Here is a 14,949-nt window from a genome sequence, read left to right on the forward strand (position 1 = left end):
CGCGAAAAACGAAGCGAGCATGCCGCCCGCCATCGTCTCTCGATACTTTATGCAATCAGCCTGGCCTCACGCAGCGTACGCAGCGCCTGCTTGTAGGCCGATTGCTGCTGCAGCTTCGACCAATCCTTGATTGCCCTGCCGCCAAACAGCCGACGCACGCGTCGCTGCGAAGCTTTACCCACCGCCACATCCAGCTCACCCAGCAGGCGATCGGCCTTGTCCGGCGCATTGCAGATCAACACCATGTCGCAGCCCGCAGCCAGCGCCGCACGGGCACCGTCCACCACCGAACCGGCGACGCTCGCGCCTTCCATGCTCAGATCGTCGCTGAAGATCACGCCGTCGAAATTGAAATGGGCGCGCAGCATGTCCTGCAGCCAGAAGCGCGAGAAACCCGCCGGATTCGGATCCACCGCCGAATAGATGACGTGCGCCGGCATCACCGATTGCAGGCCAAGACCCATCCAGCCATAGGGCTGGGCGTCGTCATTCAGGATGGCCTCCAGCGGGCGATCATCCACCGGCACGGCAACGTGCGAATCAGCCTGGACATAGCCGTGGCCAGGGAAGTGCTTGCCGCAGTTGGCCATGCCGGCCAGGCGCAGGCCGAGCGTCAGATGGTTGGCGAGCATGGTCACCACGCGCGGGTCGCGGTGAAAGGCGCGGTCGCCGATCACGCTGCTGGTGCCGTAGTCGAGATCGAGTACCGGCGTGAAGCTGAGGTCGATATCGCACGCACGCAGTTCGGCGGCCAGCACGTAGCCGCACGCGGTGGCGGCGCGCGTGGCGGCCAGCACGTCTTTGTCCCACAGCTTGCCGAGGGCGCCCATGGCAGGCAAATGCGTGAAGCCGTCGGCCTTGGCGCGCTGCACGCGACCGCCTTCGTGGTCGATACAGATCAGTACGTCGTCGCGAATGGAGCGGATGGCCTGGGTGAGCGCCGTCAGTTGCGCGCGCGATTCGAAGTTGCGGGCGAACAGGATCACACCGCCCGTCAGCGGGTGCGCGATGCGGCGGACATCGTCGGGCCCAAGCTGAAGGCCTGCCACGTCGAGGACGATCGGACCGGGGCGTTTCTGCGTCTTTGCTGTGGAATTCATGCGGTGGGTTTCGTTTGCAACTCGGCGACGGCAAAGGCGACTGCGTAATCGCGCTCGTCCGTCACGCTGATCTGGATATGGAGGCCGTGCTGCGCAATCCAGTCGGCCAGTTCGCCGCTGTAGCGCAACACGGGTTGCCCGGAGGGCAAGTTGAGTGTCTGCACGGCGCGCCACGTCATCGGCCAACGCATGCCCAGGCCGATGGCCTTGGACACGGCTTCCTTGGCGGCAAAGCGCGTCGCCAGAAAGGCCAGCCCGCGGCGCTCGGAGCGTGCCTTGCGTGCGTGGTAGACGCGCAGCTCATCGGCCCCAAGCACCTTTTCGGCGAAGCGGCCGTTGGTCCGCTGCATCACGCCTTCGACACGCTCGATCTGGATGATGTCGGTCCCAATGCCGTAGATGGCGCCGGACACCGTGGCAGCTGCCGTATGCCCATTCTGCGCATTCATACGGGCACGCCTGGGTGTGCGGCGGTAGGCGTTGTCGACGACAACCGCGCTGCCACCATGATCGCCTTCATCTCGCGCACCGCGTTCTGCCAGCCGGCAAACACGGCGTGCGCCACAATGGCGTGGCCGATATTGAGTTCATGGATGCCGGCAATGGCCGCAACCGGCTGCACGTTCGTGTAATGCAAGCCATGTCCGGCATTCACGCGCACACCCCAGCGGATGCCCTCTTCCACCGCCGTTTCGATGCGGACCAGTTCGGCCTTCACTTCGGCATCGTCGGTGGCTTCGGCATAACGGCCAGTATGCAGTTCGATGACGGGTGCACCTGCGGCAGCGGCAGCCTCAATCTGCGCGGCGTCCGGATCGATGAACAGCGACACGCGGATGCCCGCATCGGCCAGTTGCTTGCACGCGGCCTGCACCTTGGCGAAACCGCCCACCACGTCCAGCCCGCCTTCGGTGGTCACTTCCTGGCGGCGCTCCGGCACGAGGCAGACATCCTGCGGACCGATGTCGCACGCGATGTCCAGCATCTCTTGTGTGACCGCGCATTCGAGGTTCATGCGCGTACGCAGTTGCGGGCGCAGTGCGCGCACGTCGGCGTCCTTGATGTGGCGACGGTCTTCACGCAGATGCAGCGTGATGAGATCGGCGCCGGCATCCTCAGCCAGCAGCGCCGCAGCGATCGGATCCGGATAGACGGTGCCGCGTGCGTTGCGCAGCGTGGCGACGTGGTCGATGTTGACGCCCAGGTCGATGACCCCCGGCGAGGCATGAAAGATCATAGTTTCTGCAAGTCGATGAGGATCTGGCGCGTCGAAAGCGGCGTGCCGTGCAAATGATAATGCAGCAGGAAACGCATCAGGCTGCGGCTCTGCTGGGCAGTCGTGGGGCGTGAGGCGTAATCGTCGCGCTCCATGTCGATCAGGGTCTGGCCACGCAGCACGGGCCAGGAGGAGGGATCACTCGGCAACGCGCGACGGATGCCGCGCTCAGGGTGATAGACGTAGTCGCCCTCGGCCTGCACCGGCTCGCCGTCGATGCACCGATCCAGCTGGGCTGCGAAGCCGGTCTCGCGCAAGAGCACCCGCTCGAACGCACGCAGCGTGAGGGCCGCGGGTTCTCCGTGAGCGAGTTTATTGAGCGTTTCGACGTAGTGTGCGAACAGCACCGGATGGCCGTCTTCACGGGCGACGAACTTGACCAGCAGTTCGTTCAGATAGAAGCCCGACAACAGCCCTTCGCCACCCAGCGGCACCATGCCACCGACCCATTCTGCGCGGGTCAGCGTGCGCACATCGCCGCGACCGCTCCATGACACCGACAGCGGCTGGAACGTCTGCAGTACCGCACGCAATGCCGAATGCGGTCGCTTGGCGCCCTTGGCGACCAGCGCCATGCGGCCGTAGTCCGGCGTGAAAACGTCGATGATGAGGCTGGTCTCGCGGTACGGATAGCTATGCAGCACGAAGGCCGGCTGCGCTGCAACGCGCGTCTCGGAGCGCCCGGCAGGAAAGCCCCTGCGCGGCGCGGCGCCGGCAACGCCTTCTTCGGCCAGCCATTCCGCCGCCTCGTCCGGAATCGGATCGGATCGTCCCGCCATCGAGCGTGTGTGGATTGACCAGCGAACGTTGAGCGGCTAACGGTTATTCGTAGCCGTAGGCGCGCAGGCCGGCTTCATTGTCAGCCCAGCCGCTCTTGACCTTGATCCAGACCTCCAGATACACCTTGCCGTCGAACAATTTTTCCATGTCCATGCGGGCTTCGGTAGAGATCTGCTTGAGCTTGGCGCCCTTCGCACCAATGATCATGGCCTTGTGTGCATCGCGGTCGACCAGGATGGTCACGAATACGCGGCGCAGGCGCCCTTCCGTCTCGAACTTGTCGACGACGACGGTGCTGGAGTACGGCAGCTCATCGCCCGTCCAGCGAAAGACTTTCTCGCGAACGATTTCTGCGGCTAGGAAGCGCTCGCTGCGGTCCGTCAGCGCTTCCGGGTCGTACATCGGTTCGCCTTCCGGCAGGTACGGACGCACGATGCCGAGCAGGCGGTCGATATCGTCGCGGTTCTTGGCGGACATCGGCACGATTTCGGCAAACGGAAACACCTGCGCCATGTCCTGCAGGAACGTGGCGACCATCTCGGCACGCGTGTAACCATCCAGCCGGTCGACTTTGTTGACGACCAGGATCACGGGCGTCTCGCGCGGCAACAGCGAGAGCACCTTCTCGTCGTCCGGGCCATAGCGACCAGCTTCGACCACGAACAGCACGGCATCCACCGACGTGAGCGTGGACGTAACCGCGCGGTTCAGCGAGCGGTTGAGCGCGGTAGCATGGCGCGTCTGGAAGCCCGGCGTATCAACGAAGACGAACTGCGCGTCGTCCGTCGTCTGGATGCCGGTGATGCGGTGGCGCGTGGTCTGCGCCTTGCGCGACGTGATGCTGACCTTCTGGCCCACCAGGGCGTTCATTAGCGTGGATTTGCCGACGTTCGGCCGCCCAACAATGGCGACCATGCCGCAGCGGAACCCCTCCGGCGTGCCAGATTCTGGCTGCGGAGGCTGCAATGGGGTGTCGCTCATTTACCTGATTATTCCTTCAACCTGAGAGACAACTGCGGATCGGGCGGTGTGGCCTGCTTGCGCGTCTTGCCAGTGCGCTCGGCGCGGCTGCGCTTGACGAGCTGCGGCACCAGACGATGCGCTTCTTCCAGAGCCAGTTTGGCCGCCGATTGTTCGGCCGCGCGCCGCGAAGCGCCGTTGCCGGAGACGCGAATCTCCAGCTTCGGGATCGTGCACTCGACCTCGAATTGCTGATTATGCGCCGCGCCATGCGTGGCAACCACCGTATACAGCGGTAGCGCAATTTTGTGACCTTGGAGGTACTCCTGCAGCAGCGTCTTGGCGTCCTTGCCCAGCGTGCGCGGGTCGACCTGCTCCAGAATCGGGATGTACAGCTTGCGGATCAGCGTGCGAGCGGCATCGAAGCCGCCATCGAGAAACACCGCACCGAAGATCGCTTCCAGCGCATCCGCCAGGATGGACGGCCGGCGGAAGCCACCACTCTTCAACTCGCCCTCGCCCAAGCGCAATGCGTCAGGCAACAGCAGCATCTGAGCGATCTCGTACAGCGCCTGCTGCTTGACCAGGTTGGCCCGCACGCGCGACAGATCACCTTCATCCAGCTTGCCGAACATGCCGTAGAGCATGTCTGCGACCGCGCAATTCAGGATCGAATCACCCAAAAACTCCAGGCGCTCGTTGTGCATCGCGCTGTGACTGCGATGGGTGAGCGCCTGCTGCAGCAACTCCGGTTTGCTGAAGCGATAGCCAAGGCGTTGCTGCAATGCATCCAAACTCATGTCAACGCAGGGTTCCCGAATAGGTAATCACCAAGCCGATCGGACCGTACATCGGAATTTCGCGCTTGTACGAGAAGCGCACCGCCTGGATGGTGCCGCCCGCATCCAGGACTTCCAGGTCCTCGCCCTTGATCGACTTGATGTCGTCGATGGCGGCCTGCTTGTCGAATGCATTGGACACCTCTTCACGCGTGCTCGCGCGTTCACGTGCCTGCTTCACAGCACGGGTGATCGCTTGGTACTCCATCAGGCTCGGAATAGACCGGATTGCCGGCAACACTGCCGTGATCAGCACGATGATGCCGATCAGCATCCCAAACATCGTAATCCCGCGCGACTGGCGTTTCAGACCGGCCTGACGAATCCGCATTGCATTTCCCCCGTTGTGCAATTGCCGAGTTTCAATAAGAGCTTTTTGATTCACTTATCAGCTCAATGGAAGCTGCCGATCCGCTTCAGGTCACCCAGGTTCATCCAGATGAAGAACGCTTTCCCGACGATGTTCTTGTCTGGTACGAAGCCCCAGTAACGGGAGTCCGCGCTATTGTCGCGATTATCGCCCATCATGAAATAGTGACCTTCAGGTACCTTGCAGGTAAAGCCGGTCTGATTGTAAGTGCAGTTCTCGCGGAACGGAAAATCGTCCGGGCCGGACACATAGGCCGGGCGATCGGCGTCGTTCAGGATGTTGTGTGAGACCGTGCCGAGCGTTTCCTGGTACTGCTTGGAGTACGTCAGGCGCTCGCCATCGAGGTAGTCGGACTGCGGTGCATACGTGGCAGGCTGGCCATTCACCGTCAGACGCTTGTTGTCGTACTTGACCACGTCGCCCGGCACGCCGATCACGCGCTTGATGTAGTCCATCGACTCGTCTTTCGGGTAGCGGAAGACCATCACGTCGCCACGCTGCGGCTGGTTCAGCTCGACGATCTTCTTGTTCACGATCGGCAGGCGAATGCCGTACGTGTACTTGTTGACGAGGATGAAGTCGCCGATCTGCAGCGTCGGGATCATCGAGCCCGACGGAATCTTGAACGGCTCAATCACGAACGAGCGCAGCAAGAACACGGCCGCGATCACCGGGAAGAAGCTTGCGGTGTACTCCAGCCACCACGGCTGGCGCAGCTTGTCTTCGGCCAACTGCAGACGCGCGGCGCCGATGTCACCACCACCGCCATACTGCGCTTGCACTTGCGCGCGCGCATCGAATTCTGCCAGCGCAGTGGCTGCAGCCGCTTGGCGCTGGCGCTGGAACACGAGCTTGTCAGCCACCCACGCAATACCGGTGATGACGACGAGAACAAACAGAATCAGGGCGAAGTTCATGTGTAAGAGATTCGTCCGGGGTTATTTTTCTTCGACGCGCAGGATGGCGAGGAACGCCTCTTGCGGGATTTCAACGGTGCCGACCTGCTTCATGCGCTTCTTGCCCTCTTTCTGCTTCTCGAGGAGCTTCTTCTTGCGCGAGATATCGCCGCCGTAACACTTGGCCAGCACGTTCTTGCGCAGCGCCTTGACGTTCTCGCGTGCGATCACGTTGGCGCCAATAGCGGCCTGGATGGCCACGTCGTACATCTGGCGCGGAATGATCTCGCGCATCTTGGCAGCCACTTCGCGGCCACGGTAGGCACTGTTGGAGCGGTGCACGATGATGGAGAGCGCGTCTACCTTGTCGCCATTGATCAGGATGTCGACCTTGACCACGTCTGAAACGCGATACTCCTTGAACTCATAGTCCATCGACGCATAGCCGCGCGAGACCGACTTCAGACGATCGAAGAAGTCCAGCACGATTTCGCCCATCGGGATCTCGTACGTCAGTTGGACCTGGCGACCGTGGTAGCTCATGTTGATCTGCGAGCCACGCTTCTGCTCGCACAGCGTGATCACAGCGCCCACGTATTCCTGCGGCATGTACAGGTTGACCGTGACGATCGGCTCCAGGATCGCCTCGATCTTGCTCGGGTCTGCTGGCATTTTGGCCGGGTTTTCCACCTGCACCATGGTGCCGTCGCGCTGCTGCACCTGATAGACCACCGTCGGCGCGGTGGTGATCAGGTCCATGTCAAATTCGCGCTCCAGGCGCTCCTGCACGATCTCCATGTGCAGCAGGCCCAGGAAGCCGCAGCGGAAGCCGAAGCCCAGCGCCTGCGAGACTTCCGGCTCGTACTGCAACGAAGCGTCATTGAGCTTGAGCTTCTCCAGCGATTCGCGCAGTGCTTCGTACTGGTTGGCCTCCACCGGATACAGACCGGCGAACACCTGCGGCTTGACTTCCTTGAAGCCCGGTAGCGGTGCCTCAGCTTTGCGCGGCGCCACGTGTGTAATCGTGTCGCCCACCTTGGCGGCCTTCAGTTCCTTGATGCCCGCGATGACAAAACCCACCTGCCCCGCCGACAGCGATTCACGCGGAACCGACTTGGGCGAAAACACGCCGACCTGCTCCACCAAGTGCTGCGCACCCGTGGCCATCAGCAGCACCTTGTCCTTGGCGCGCAACGTGCCGTTCACCACGCGCACGAGCATCACCACGCCGACGTAGTTGTCGAACCACGAGTCGATGATCAGCGCCTGCAATGGTGCGTCCGGATCGCCCTTGGGCGCCGGCACCTTGGCAATCAGTGCTTCCAACACGTCCGGCACACCCACACCGGTCTTGGCCGAGCAGCGCGTCGCATCCGTCGCGTCGATGCCAATCACGTCTTCGATTTCCTGGATCGCGTTGTCTGGGTCGGCCGCAGGCAGATCGATCTTGTTGAGCACCGGCACCACTTCCACGCCCAGCTCGATGGCGGTGTAGCAGTTGGCAACCGTCTGGGCTTCCACGCCTTGGGAGGCGTCAACCACCAGCAGCGCGCCCTCGCAGGCGGACAGCGAACGACTGACTTCGTAGCTGAAGTCAACGTGGCCCGGGGTGTCGATCAGGTTCAGGTTGTAGACCTTGCCGTCCTGCGCCTTGTACGACAGCGCAGCGGTCTGGGCCTTGATGGTGATGCCGCGCTCCTTCTCGATATCCATCGAGTCCAGCACTTGGGCTTCCATCTCGCGGTCGGAGAGGCCGCCACACAACTGGATGATGCGATCGGCCAGCGTCGATTTGCCATGGTCGATGTGGGCGATGATCGAGAAATTACGGATATTGTCCATCGAATGCGTCGAAAAGCGCGCCCATCCCAGGGGCGCGTTGCCGGACTGCGTGTGGCGAGTCCAGCATAGCCGGCGCGCTCAGAACTGCACCGGCAGGAGAATTGGATTTCAAGCCAAGGTTGCGACGCAAAATCGTGCGATGCAAAAATCGGCGCTAACAGGCAATTTTACCGGATTTCAGGGGGCCTCCCGCGCCTCTTTTTGCGGCACCGCCGAGATCAAGCCCGCGTCGCCTGCGCAGCCAGCCAGCCCTGTACGGCAGGCACATCCACAAAGTAGTGGCACAACTCCTGGGCTACCTCGGGCGGCGTGTCGGGCGCGCCGGCCATGAGCACGGGCACCAGCTCGCCAAAACGCGCTTCCAGCGCCGGATCGCTGTCGACGTCCACCTCGTGCAACTGAAAAGAAAAATCGCGCCGGAGCGGTTCCAGCGCGACCTTCATGTCGTCGCACAGATGGCAGTACGTGCGGCCGTAGAGCGTCAGCTCGATCACTGGCCGCTGCCCGAACGCGCCGCACTCGGGCGCATCGTCACCACTTGCGTGGCATCGCCGCGGCGCACAAACACTGCCACCATGCGGTTCTTGTCGAGTTTGCCAACCACCTCGTTGAACTGCTTGGCGCTGGTGACGTCGGTATCGCCCACGCGCAGAATCAGGTCGCCCGGGCGGATGCCAACGCGTGCCGCCGGACCTTCCGCCACTTGCACCTCGACACCCACCTTGGTCTTGAACTCGCGCTGCGCCCCCTCCGACAGATCGGCCACCACCAGCCCCAGCGCGTTCGGTTTGCCCGGACCCTGCTGGCTGTTGTCAGGTTGAGAACCCTTGCCGCGCTGCGCAACCTTGGTGTCCGCCTGCAGTTCAGCCACGGTCACGGTCAGATCGCGCGTCGCACCCTTGCGCCAGACCTGCACGGTCGCGCGCGTGCCCGGCTTGGTTTCACCAACCTGGCGCTGCAGGTCACCCGCCTTCTCGACGTCGCGGCCGTTGAACTTCAGAACGATGTCGCCCGCCTCGATGCCCGCCTTGTCCGCCGGACCACCCGCTTCAACGTTGCCCACATAGGCACCGCGTGCACGCCCCAGCCCCAGGGATTCCGCCGCATCCTTCGGCACGTTATCGATGGCCACGCCGATGCGGCCGCGCGTTACACGTCCTGTCGCCTTGAGCTGTTCGGCCACGCGCATCGCCTCATCGATCGGGATCGAGAACGAGATGCCCATATAGCCGCCGCTCTGGCTATAGATCTGGTTGTTGATGCCAATCACCTCGCCGCGCAGGTTGATCAGCGGCCCGCCCGAGTTGCCCGGGTTGACGGCCACATCCGACTGGATGAACGGCAGGTAGTCCCCCGTATCGCGCCCCTTGGCCGACACGATGCCCGCCGTGACCGTGTTGTCCAGCCCGAACGGCGAGCCGATCGCCAGCACCCACTCGCCTACGCGCACCTTGTCGGAATCGCCCTGCTTCAGGCTTGGCAGGCCACTGGCCTCCACCTTGACGAGGGCCACATCGGTACGCTTGTCCAGGCCGATCAGCTTGGCCTTGAACTCTCGCTTGTCCAGCAGCGTCACGTAGATGGTCTCGGCGCCGTCAACCACGTGAGCGTTGGTCAGGATGTAACCATCGCCGGAGATGATGAAGCCGGAACCCACACCGCGGCTCTGCTCTTCTTCCTGCGGCTGCGGTGTATTGCGGCGCTTCTGCCCTTGCCCCTGGCCAGGCATGCCTGGCATCGGCACACCGAAGAAACGGCGGAAGAATTCAGCCATGTCATCGTCGTTCGGGCCACCTTGCGAGCGGACCTTCTCGGTCGTGCGGATGTTGACGACGGCGGGGCTGACCTTCTCGACCAGATCGGCAAAATCGGGCAAACCATACGTGCCGGTGGCCACGCTGCCGGTCGCATTCTGCGCGTAGGCGGGCGCGAGAGCGCCTCCAGCCGCCATGAGGGCAGCGACGCACAACAGACGCAATGCATGAACGGCTCGAGCGGTACGCATGAAGGCTCCCCGGAACAAAGACAGAGTGAGAAATACGCTGCGTGATCTGTTCACGCAGCTTCAGGCAGGCGCCGACCTACTGCGGTGCGTTGGCCGGCTTGCTGACTGCCGAGTTGGCTGCGTTGGCGGAAACCGGCTTGTAGTCGACCGCCGCTCCAAACTGCTTGATGGTGGCGAACGGCACCTCGCCCACCACCGTTAGCCAGAAATCGGCAATGCGGCGCACCATCACATGCGTAGCACCCTGCGAAATAAAGCCTTCGCGACGCGTACGCTTCTCGGAAACCGGCTCAATGAAAAGCGACAGCCCGGCGAGCCCATCGCTGAACACGACCTGCTGCACCTCAAAGCTCGAACTGCCTTTGCCCGCCGGCGCAATGTCACCCAACGGACGGCGCACTTCACGAATCTTCTGAAAGCCCTTGATGGGCGTGCCAATCGTCCAGCCCTGATCGGCCAGGTTGGTCGGCTGCGTGACGATCTCGTACTGGTTCCAGCCGCTCAGATTCTTGAGTGCGGCGATGATCTTCTGCTTCTCCGACGGCACCCCCACCTCGACTTGCGAGAAGGCGACCTGCTCCAGCACCTTACCGTCATCGCCGACGGTCTGCGCGCGCATCAGCAAACCGCTGTTGCGGTCGGCCCAGATGCGATAGGCATAGCGGAAGCCATCTTTCGGGTCGAGCTGGAAGACTTCGCAATCCATGCCAGCCACGCGCTCAGACGGCAGGTGACGCATGTCGTACTGGTCGAGCACATCACCATTGGTCGTGGCGAGCAGCGCCGGAAAGCTGTCCTTGTGCTCCTGCTTCTCGGTCACAACCAGCTTGACGTCGTAGATCAGGTTCCGGACGACGTCGTTCTGACGCAGCATCTCGCGCTGCTTGCCGTCCAGCGCTTCAACGCGCTCGTACTCGTTATTGAAGAGATCGGCGTAGTGCTGAATGCGCGTGGAATGCATGCCGGTGCCACGCTGATACGTCAGCGTGCCGACATAGTTCTGCTTGAGCGCCGCGCGATGAATCTTGGCCAGCCATGAGGCGGCCTCCTTGCGCGGCATGGGCTCGACTTGTGGCTGCGCAGCGGCAGCCAGCGTCGAGGCACAGAGAAAAAGGAAAACGGACCGACGAACGGCCTGCAGCTTGCGGGCGCCTGCCCCGGCAACGGGGTGCCACACCTTCGACATGGATGCCCGCATTATTCCTGATTGGAGTCCTGGGTGTTCGACACCCCGTTGGCCACCGCACGCAGATACGGAACCACCATGCCGTTGGTCGCGGACTGACGATGCGCGCTCAGGTATTCGTCCAGGCGGGCGTCGCGGATCATGGGCGTGTTGTCGGCCGAGGCCAGCGTTACGCCTGGTGCGTCGGCACCCTGTACCGCCTTGGCGACCAACGCCGGCGAGGTGTTACCGCCGTCGGCGGGACCCCGCAATTGCGGCACAACCACCCAGCTAACGGCCGCCACCGCCGCAGCCACGGCTGTCGTCGGCATGATCCGGCGGACCCAAGATGGGCGAACCAGAAAGCGATGCCTCTCTTCGGCTTGCGCGCGCTGCGCCACGGCCGGCACTAGCAGGTGCGGCTCGGCTTCGAGCGTGGCCGAGAACCGGCTGAGGAAATCTTCGGAGGAACGCGTGTTCAGCAGATCTTCCGACCGGAGCACATCACCGATCAGTTGATACTCGCGCCAGTGCGCCGCGCCCTCGCCGTCCTTGGCGAGTTCGACAGCCGACGACACCTCGTGCGCCGCCAGTTCACCGTCCATCAACGCGGAGATACGCTGCGCGAACTCCGCTTCTGCTGCTTGCATTTGAGCCTGACCCATTTCCCGACCCCAAAAACTCCAACGTCCAATCAACGATCCGAGAGAAGACTTCCCGAGGTTTCACCGTTTGCAACCGAGGTTTGCACCCACGGTCGCCGGCTTGTCATATCGGCTGGCTACCACCGTTTGCCCTCCACTGTTCCCAGCAGCGGGCGCAATTTCTCGGCAATCGCCTCGCGAGCCCGGAAGATCCGTGACCGGACCGTCCCAATTGGGCACTCCATCGCTTCGGCGATTTCCTCATAGCTCAGACCCTCGATCTCCCGGAGCGTAATTGCGGTACGCAATTCCTCGGGCAGCGCTTCCATTGCACGGTTGACCGTTTCGGCCACCTGCTTGGTGTGCAGCATGGAGTCCGGCGTATTGATATCCCTTAGTTGCTCACCGTCGGCAAAAGTTTCAGCCTCTTCGGTGTCAATGTCGCTGGACGATTCCGGGCGCCGGCCCTGGGTCGCCAGGTAATTCTTGGCCGTGTTGACGGCAATGCGATACAGCCACGTATAGAACGCGGATTCACCCCGGAACTGGGGTAACGCACGGTAAGCCTTGATAAAGGCATCCTGTGCCACATCCTCGACTTCGGCCGGGTCACGGATCAAGCGCGAGACGAGCCGTATGATCTTGCGGTGGTACTTGACCACCAGCAGCTCAAACGCTCGCTTGTCGCCTTGCTGGACGCGCTCGACGAGGATCTGGTCGGCTTCGCGTTCACTCACGGATTCTTCACCTGCAGTGTATCGCCTTGAATTTTTATGACTTCGAAACGTTGTATTTTACCTACGACACACCGGTCGCCTGAGAGGCCATCGGCGGTGGCCCCAGACGCAACAGACTTCGCATACGGCGCAACAGCCCGGCGGCAAACCAGGGAGACATCAGCACGAAAATCTGCGGACACCACCCGCGCTGCGCGACACCCAGGATCAAGACGCGCTCGCCAAGAGACCAAGACCATAACAGAAGCGCATTTCGGACCGCTTGAGACGTCTCCAGCCGGACCTGCCAAACAGGCTGGCCTGGCTCACCATCTGCTTTGAGACGAGCGCGCCACATCAGTTCCATCGCAAGCGGTGAACGATTCACTGCCAGCGGAATGCACGCTGCCACTGCCAGCCCACCGATCACGACCCACGTCAGCATCGGCAGCGCCGCACCCCACGCACCGACTAGCCAGAGCAAGACAAAGCAAACAAGGCTTGCCATACAAAGGCGACCGACGGCACACAACCGTCGGTACGGCGCCGGAAAAACGATGCGCTGAACAACCAAGATATGGGGAGCGAAAACGGCGCACAACCCGAAGGCTGCGCGCCGCATAGCGTCATGGGCGCGTAAACACCAGCGTGCCGTTGGTCCCGCCAAAGCCGAAGTTGTTCTTCACGGCCACGTCGATCTTCATATCACGCGCGGTATTGGCGCAGTAATCGAGATCGCACTCAGGATCCTGATTGAAGATGTTGATGGTCGGCGGCGACACCTGATTGTGCAACGCCAGAATCGTAAACACCGACTCCAGCCCCCCCGCCCCGCCCAGCAAGTGGCCGGTCATGGATTTCGTGGAGTTCACGACAACCTTGCTGGCGTGATCGCCAAAGGCCGCCTTGATGGCGTCCGATTCGTTCTTATCGCCCAGCGGCGTCGACGTACCATGCGCGTTCAGGTACTGGACCTGATCCGCATTGATGCCGGCATCACGTAGCGCGTTGAGCATGCAGCGGCGCGGGCCATCCATGTTCGGCGCAGTCATGTGGAATGCGTCGCCGCTCATGCCGAAGCCCGAGACTTCCGCATAGATCGTGGCGCCACGTGCCTTGGCGGCTTCGTACTCCTCGAGCACCACCACACCGGCGCCTTCACCCAGCACGAAACCGTCGCGGTCCTTGTCCCACGGACGGGACGCGGTGGCGGGGTCATCGTTGCGGGTCGACAATGCGCGCGCCGCGGCAAAACCGCCGATGCCCAACGGCGAGACGGTCGACTCGGCACCACCGGCAACCATCACATCGGCATCGCCAGCCTGAATCAGGCGAGCCGCCAGACCAATGCTGTGCAGACCCGTTGTGCAGGCGGTCACGGCCGCCAGGTTCGGCCCCTTCAGGCCGAACATGATGCTCAGATGACCCGAGATCATGTTGATGATCGAACCCGGCACGAAGAACGGAGAAATGCGGCGCGGGCCGCGATTCGTGTATTCAGCGTGGGTATCCTCGATCATCGGCAGACCGCCAATGCCGGAGCCGACCAACACGCCGATGCGCTCGGCGTTGGCCTCGGTGATCTCCAGCCCGCTGTCCTTGAGCGCTTGCACGCCCGCGGCAATGCCGTAGTGGATAAAGGTATCCATGCGGCGCGCCTCATTGGCGGGGATACCGTATTCCTCGACATTGAAGCCCTTCACTTCACCAGCGAAGTGCACGGCCAGCGCGGAATGATCGAATTTGGTGATGGTGGCGATCCCAGTCTTGCCGGCGACCAGATTGGCCCATGCTTCGGCGACCGAGTTTCCTACCGGAGAGACCAGCCCCAGGCCGGTTACGACTACGCGACGACGGCTCACTATGCTTTCCTGCAACTCTGTATCAGCGACAAAGGCCACAGAAAGCGCGCCACCCGGTCAAACCGGACAACCGCCCTTTCTGTGGCCCGCGATGTCAAGAGATCGATTGACGCTTACGCCTTGACGTGGGCGGTCGCGTAGTCGATGGCCTGTTGCACCGTGGTGATCTTCTCGGCTTCCTCGTCCGGGATTTCCATACCGAACTCGTCTTCCAGAGCCATCACCAGCTCAACCGTATCGAGCGAATCCGCGCCCAGATCGTTCACGAACGACGATTCGTTCTTGATGTCGCCTTCAGCGACGCCGAGTTGTTCAGCGACGATCTTCTTGACGCGTGCTTCGATGTTGTCCATTTAACCCTCCAGGGAAGTATTCGACAAAAAGTGCGCGCATTCTAGCAGGTTTGCGCGGCGAAAAACCGCGCCTGAATCCTTGCAAAAACTGCGCCCAACATGATGCTAAAAGCCAGTTAATTCAGCGATTTCACAGGATTC

17 protein-coding genes are annotated in these 14,949 nt (G+C 62.3%); all 17 read right to left on the reverse strand.

All coding sequences use genetic code 11. From position 1 onward, the window contains the following. Positions 1 to 47: 47 nt before the first annotated feature. Positions 48 to 1,100, reverse strand: coding sequence for a beta-N-acetylhexosaminidase (gene nagZ, locus C404_RS45125; RefSeq protein WP_021195356.1), 1,053 nt, complete (start codon positions 1,098 to 1,100; stop codon positions 48 to 50). After that, positions 1,097 to 1,549: a holo-ACP synthase gene (gene acpS / locus C404_RS45130; RefSeq protein ID WP_021195357.1), complete on the reverse strand. Its 453-nt coding sequence runs from the start codon at positions 1,547 to 1,549 to the stop codon at positions 1,097 to 1,099. The genes nagZ and acpS overlap by 4 nt, the downstream gene beginning before the upstream one ends. Then, entirely contained in the window at positions 1,546 to 2,337 is a 792-nt protein-coding gene (gene pdxJ, locus C404_RS45135; protein ID WP_021195358.1) for a pyridoxine 5'-phosphate synthase, read from the reverse strand. Before pdxJ ends, acpS begins: the two co-directional genes overlap by 4 nt. Further along, positions 2,334 to 3,155: a DNA repair protein RecO gene (gene recO, locus C404_RS45140; RefSeq protein WP_021195359.1), complete on the reverse strand. Its 822-nt coding sequence runs from the start codon at positions 3,153 to 3,155 to the stop codon at positions 2,334 to 2,336. The genes pdxJ and recO overlap by 4 nt, the downstream gene beginning before the upstream one ends. 43 nt (positions 3,156 to 3,198) lie before the next feature. After that, positions 3,199 to 4,137: a GTPase Era gene (gene era / locus C404_RS45145; RefSeq protein ID WP_031329508.1), complete on the reverse strand. Its 939-nt coding sequence runs from the start codon at positions 4,135 to 4,137 to the stop codon at positions 3,199 to 3,201. 8 nt (positions 4,138 to 4,145) lie between these two features. Further along, positions 4,146 to 4,916, reverse strand: coding sequence for a ribonuclease III (rnc, locus tag C404_RS45150; protein ID WP_021195361.1), 771 nt, complete (start codon positions 4,914 to 4,916; stop codon positions 4,146 to 4,148). Between the two features lies 1 nt (position 4,917). After that, positions 4,918 to 5,286 (reverse strand): DUF4845 domain-containing protein, encoded by a 369-nt coding sequence (locus C404_RS45155; RefSeq protein WP_021195362.1) that lies wholly within the window; start codon positions 5,284 to 5,286, stop codon positions 4,918 to 4,920. A gap of 62 nt (positions 5,287 to 5,348) precedes the next feature. Then, positions 5,349 to 6,242 carry a signal peptidase I gene (gene lepB / locus C404_RS45160; RefSeq protein WP_021195363.1) on the reverse strand — a complete coding sequence of 298 codons (894 nt, stop codon included), beginning with the start codon at positions 6,240 to 6,242 and terminating at the stop codon, positions 5,349 to 5,351. A 21-nt stretch (positions 6,243 to 6,263) separates the two neighbouring features. Beyond that, positions 6,264 to 8,063 carry a translation elongation factor 4 gene (gene lepA / locus C404_RS45165; protein WP_021195364.1) on the reverse strand — a complete coding sequence of 600 codons (1,800 nt, stop codon included), beginning with the start codon at positions 8,061 to 8,063 and terminating at the stop codon, positions 6,264 to 6,266. A 218-nt stretch (positions 8,064 to 8,281) separates the two neighbouring features. After that, a complete protein-coding gene (locus C404_RS45170) occupies positions 8,282 to 8,557 on the reverse strand; it encodes a glutaredoxin family protein (protein ID WP_021195365.1) in 276 nt (91 codons plus the stop codon). Further along, positions 8,554 to 10,068: a DegQ family serine endoprotease gene (locus C404_RS45175; RefSeq protein WP_031329510.1), complete on the reverse strand. Its 1,515-nt coding sequence runs from the start codon at positions 10,066 to 10,068 to the stop codon at positions 8,554 to 8,556. The genes C404_RS45170 and C404_RS45175 overlap by 4 nt, the downstream gene beginning before the upstream one ends. Before the next feature lie 76 nt (positions 10,069 to 10,144). Then, entirely contained in the window at positions 10,145 to 11,254 is a 1,110-nt protein-coding gene (locus C404_RS45180) for a MucB/RseB C-terminal domain-containing protein (protein WP_021195367.1), read from the reverse strand. Positions 11,255 to 11,265: 11 nt separating this feature from the next. Next, positions 11,266 to 11,898, reverse strand: coding sequence for a sigma-E factor negative regulatory protein (locus C404_RS45185; RefSeq protein WP_031329511.1), 633 nt, complete (start codon positions 11,896 to 11,898; stop codon positions 11,266 to 11,268). A gap of 116 nt (positions 11,899 to 12,014) precedes the next feature. Further along, entirely contained in the window at positions 12,015 to 12,614 is a 600-nt protein-coding gene (rpoE, locus tag C404_RS45190; protein WP_021195369.1) for an RNA polymerase sigma factor RpoE, read from the reverse strand. Between the two features lie 61 nt (positions 12,615 to 12,675). Next, entirely contained in the window at positions 12,676 to 13,038 is a 363-nt protein-coding gene (locus C404_RS0130080; protein WP_232317467.1) for a hypothetical protein, read from the reverse strand. Positions 13,039 to 13,219: 181 nt separating this feature from the next. Next, a complete protein-coding gene (fabF, locus tag C404_RS45195) occupies positions 13,220 to 14,455 on the reverse strand; it encodes a beta-ketoacyl-ACP synthase II (RefSeq protein WP_021195371.1) in 1,236 nt (411 codons plus the stop codon). 113 nt (positions 14,456 to 14,568) lie between these two features. Continuing rightward, on the reverse strand, positions 14,569 to 14,808 hold the full coding sequence (gene acpP / locus C404_RS45200; protein ID WP_021195372.1) for an acyl carrier protein: 240 nt from the start codon (positions 14,806 to 14,808) through the stop codon (positions 14,569 to 14,571). Positions 14,809 to 14,949 lie beyond the last annotated feature (141 nt).

It is taken from the genome of Ralstonia sp. AU12-08 (assembly GCF_000442475.1).
GTDB classification, from domain to species: domain Bacteria; phylum Pseudomonadota; class Gammaproteobacteria; order Burkholderiales; family Burkholderiaceae; genus Ralstonia; species Ralstonia insidiosa.

What these genes read in the sequence shown, in the direction of transcription:
- C404_RS45180 (WP_021195367.1), bottom strand. Translation starts at nt 11,254, where the DNA reads ATGTCGAAGGTGTGGCACCCCGTTGCCGGGGCAGGCGCCCGCAAGCTG.
- era (WP_031329508.1), bottom strand. Translation starts at nt 4,137, where the DNA reads ATGAGCGACACCCCATTGCAGCCTCCGCAGCCAGAATCTGGCACGCCG.
- C404_RS45155 (WP_021195362.1), bottom strand. Translation starts at nt 5,286, where the DNA reads ATGCGGATTCGTCAGGCCGGTCTGAAACGCCAGTCGCGCGGGATTACG.
- C404_RS0130080 (WP_232317467.1), bottom strand. Translation starts at nt 13,038, where the DNA reads ATGCTGACGTGGGTCGTGATCGGTGGGCTGGCAGTGGCAGCGTGCATT.
- C404_RS45185 (WP_031329511.1), bottom strand. Translation starts at nt 11,898, where the DNA reads ATGGGTCAGGCTCAAATGCAAGCAGCAGAAGCGGAGTTCGCGCAGCGT.
- lepB (WP_021195363.1), bottom strand. Translation starts at nt 6,242, where the DNA reads ATGAACTTCGCCCTGATTCTGTTTGTTCTCGTCGTCATCACCGGTATT.
- rnc (WP_021195361.1), bottom strand. Translation starts at nt 4,916, where the DNA reads ATGAGTTTGGATGCATTGCAGCAACGCCTTGGCTATCGCTTCAGCAAA.
- acpP (WP_021195372.1), bottom strand. Translation starts at nt 14,808, where the DNA reads ATGGACAACATCGAAGCACGCGTCAAGAAGATCGTCGCTGAACAACTC.
- pdxJ (WP_021195358.1), bottom strand. Translation starts at nt 2,337, where the DNA reads ATGATCTTTCATGCCTCGCCGGGGGTCATCGACCTGGGCGTCAACATC.
- nagZ (WP_021195356.1), bottom strand. Translation starts at nt 1,100, where the DNA reads ATGAATTCCACAGCAAAGACGCAGAAACGCCCCGGTCCGATCGTCCTC.
- C404_RS45175 (WP_031329510.1), bottom strand. Translation starts at nt 10,068, where the DNA reads ATGCGTACCGCTCGAGCCGTTCATGCATTGCGTCTGTTGTGCGTCGCT.
- lepA (WP_021195364.1), bottom strand. Translation starts at nt 8,063, where the DNA reads ATGGACAATATCCGTAATTTCTCGATCATCGCCCACATCGACCATGGC.
- recO (WP_021195359.1), bottom strand. Translation starts at nt 3,155, where the DNA reads ATGGCGGGACGATCCGATCCGATTCCGGACGAGGCGGCGGAATGGCTG.
- acpS (WP_021195357.1), bottom strand. Translation starts at nt 1,549, where the DNA reads ATGAATGCGCAGAATGGGCATACGGCAGCTGCCACGGTGTCCGGCGCC.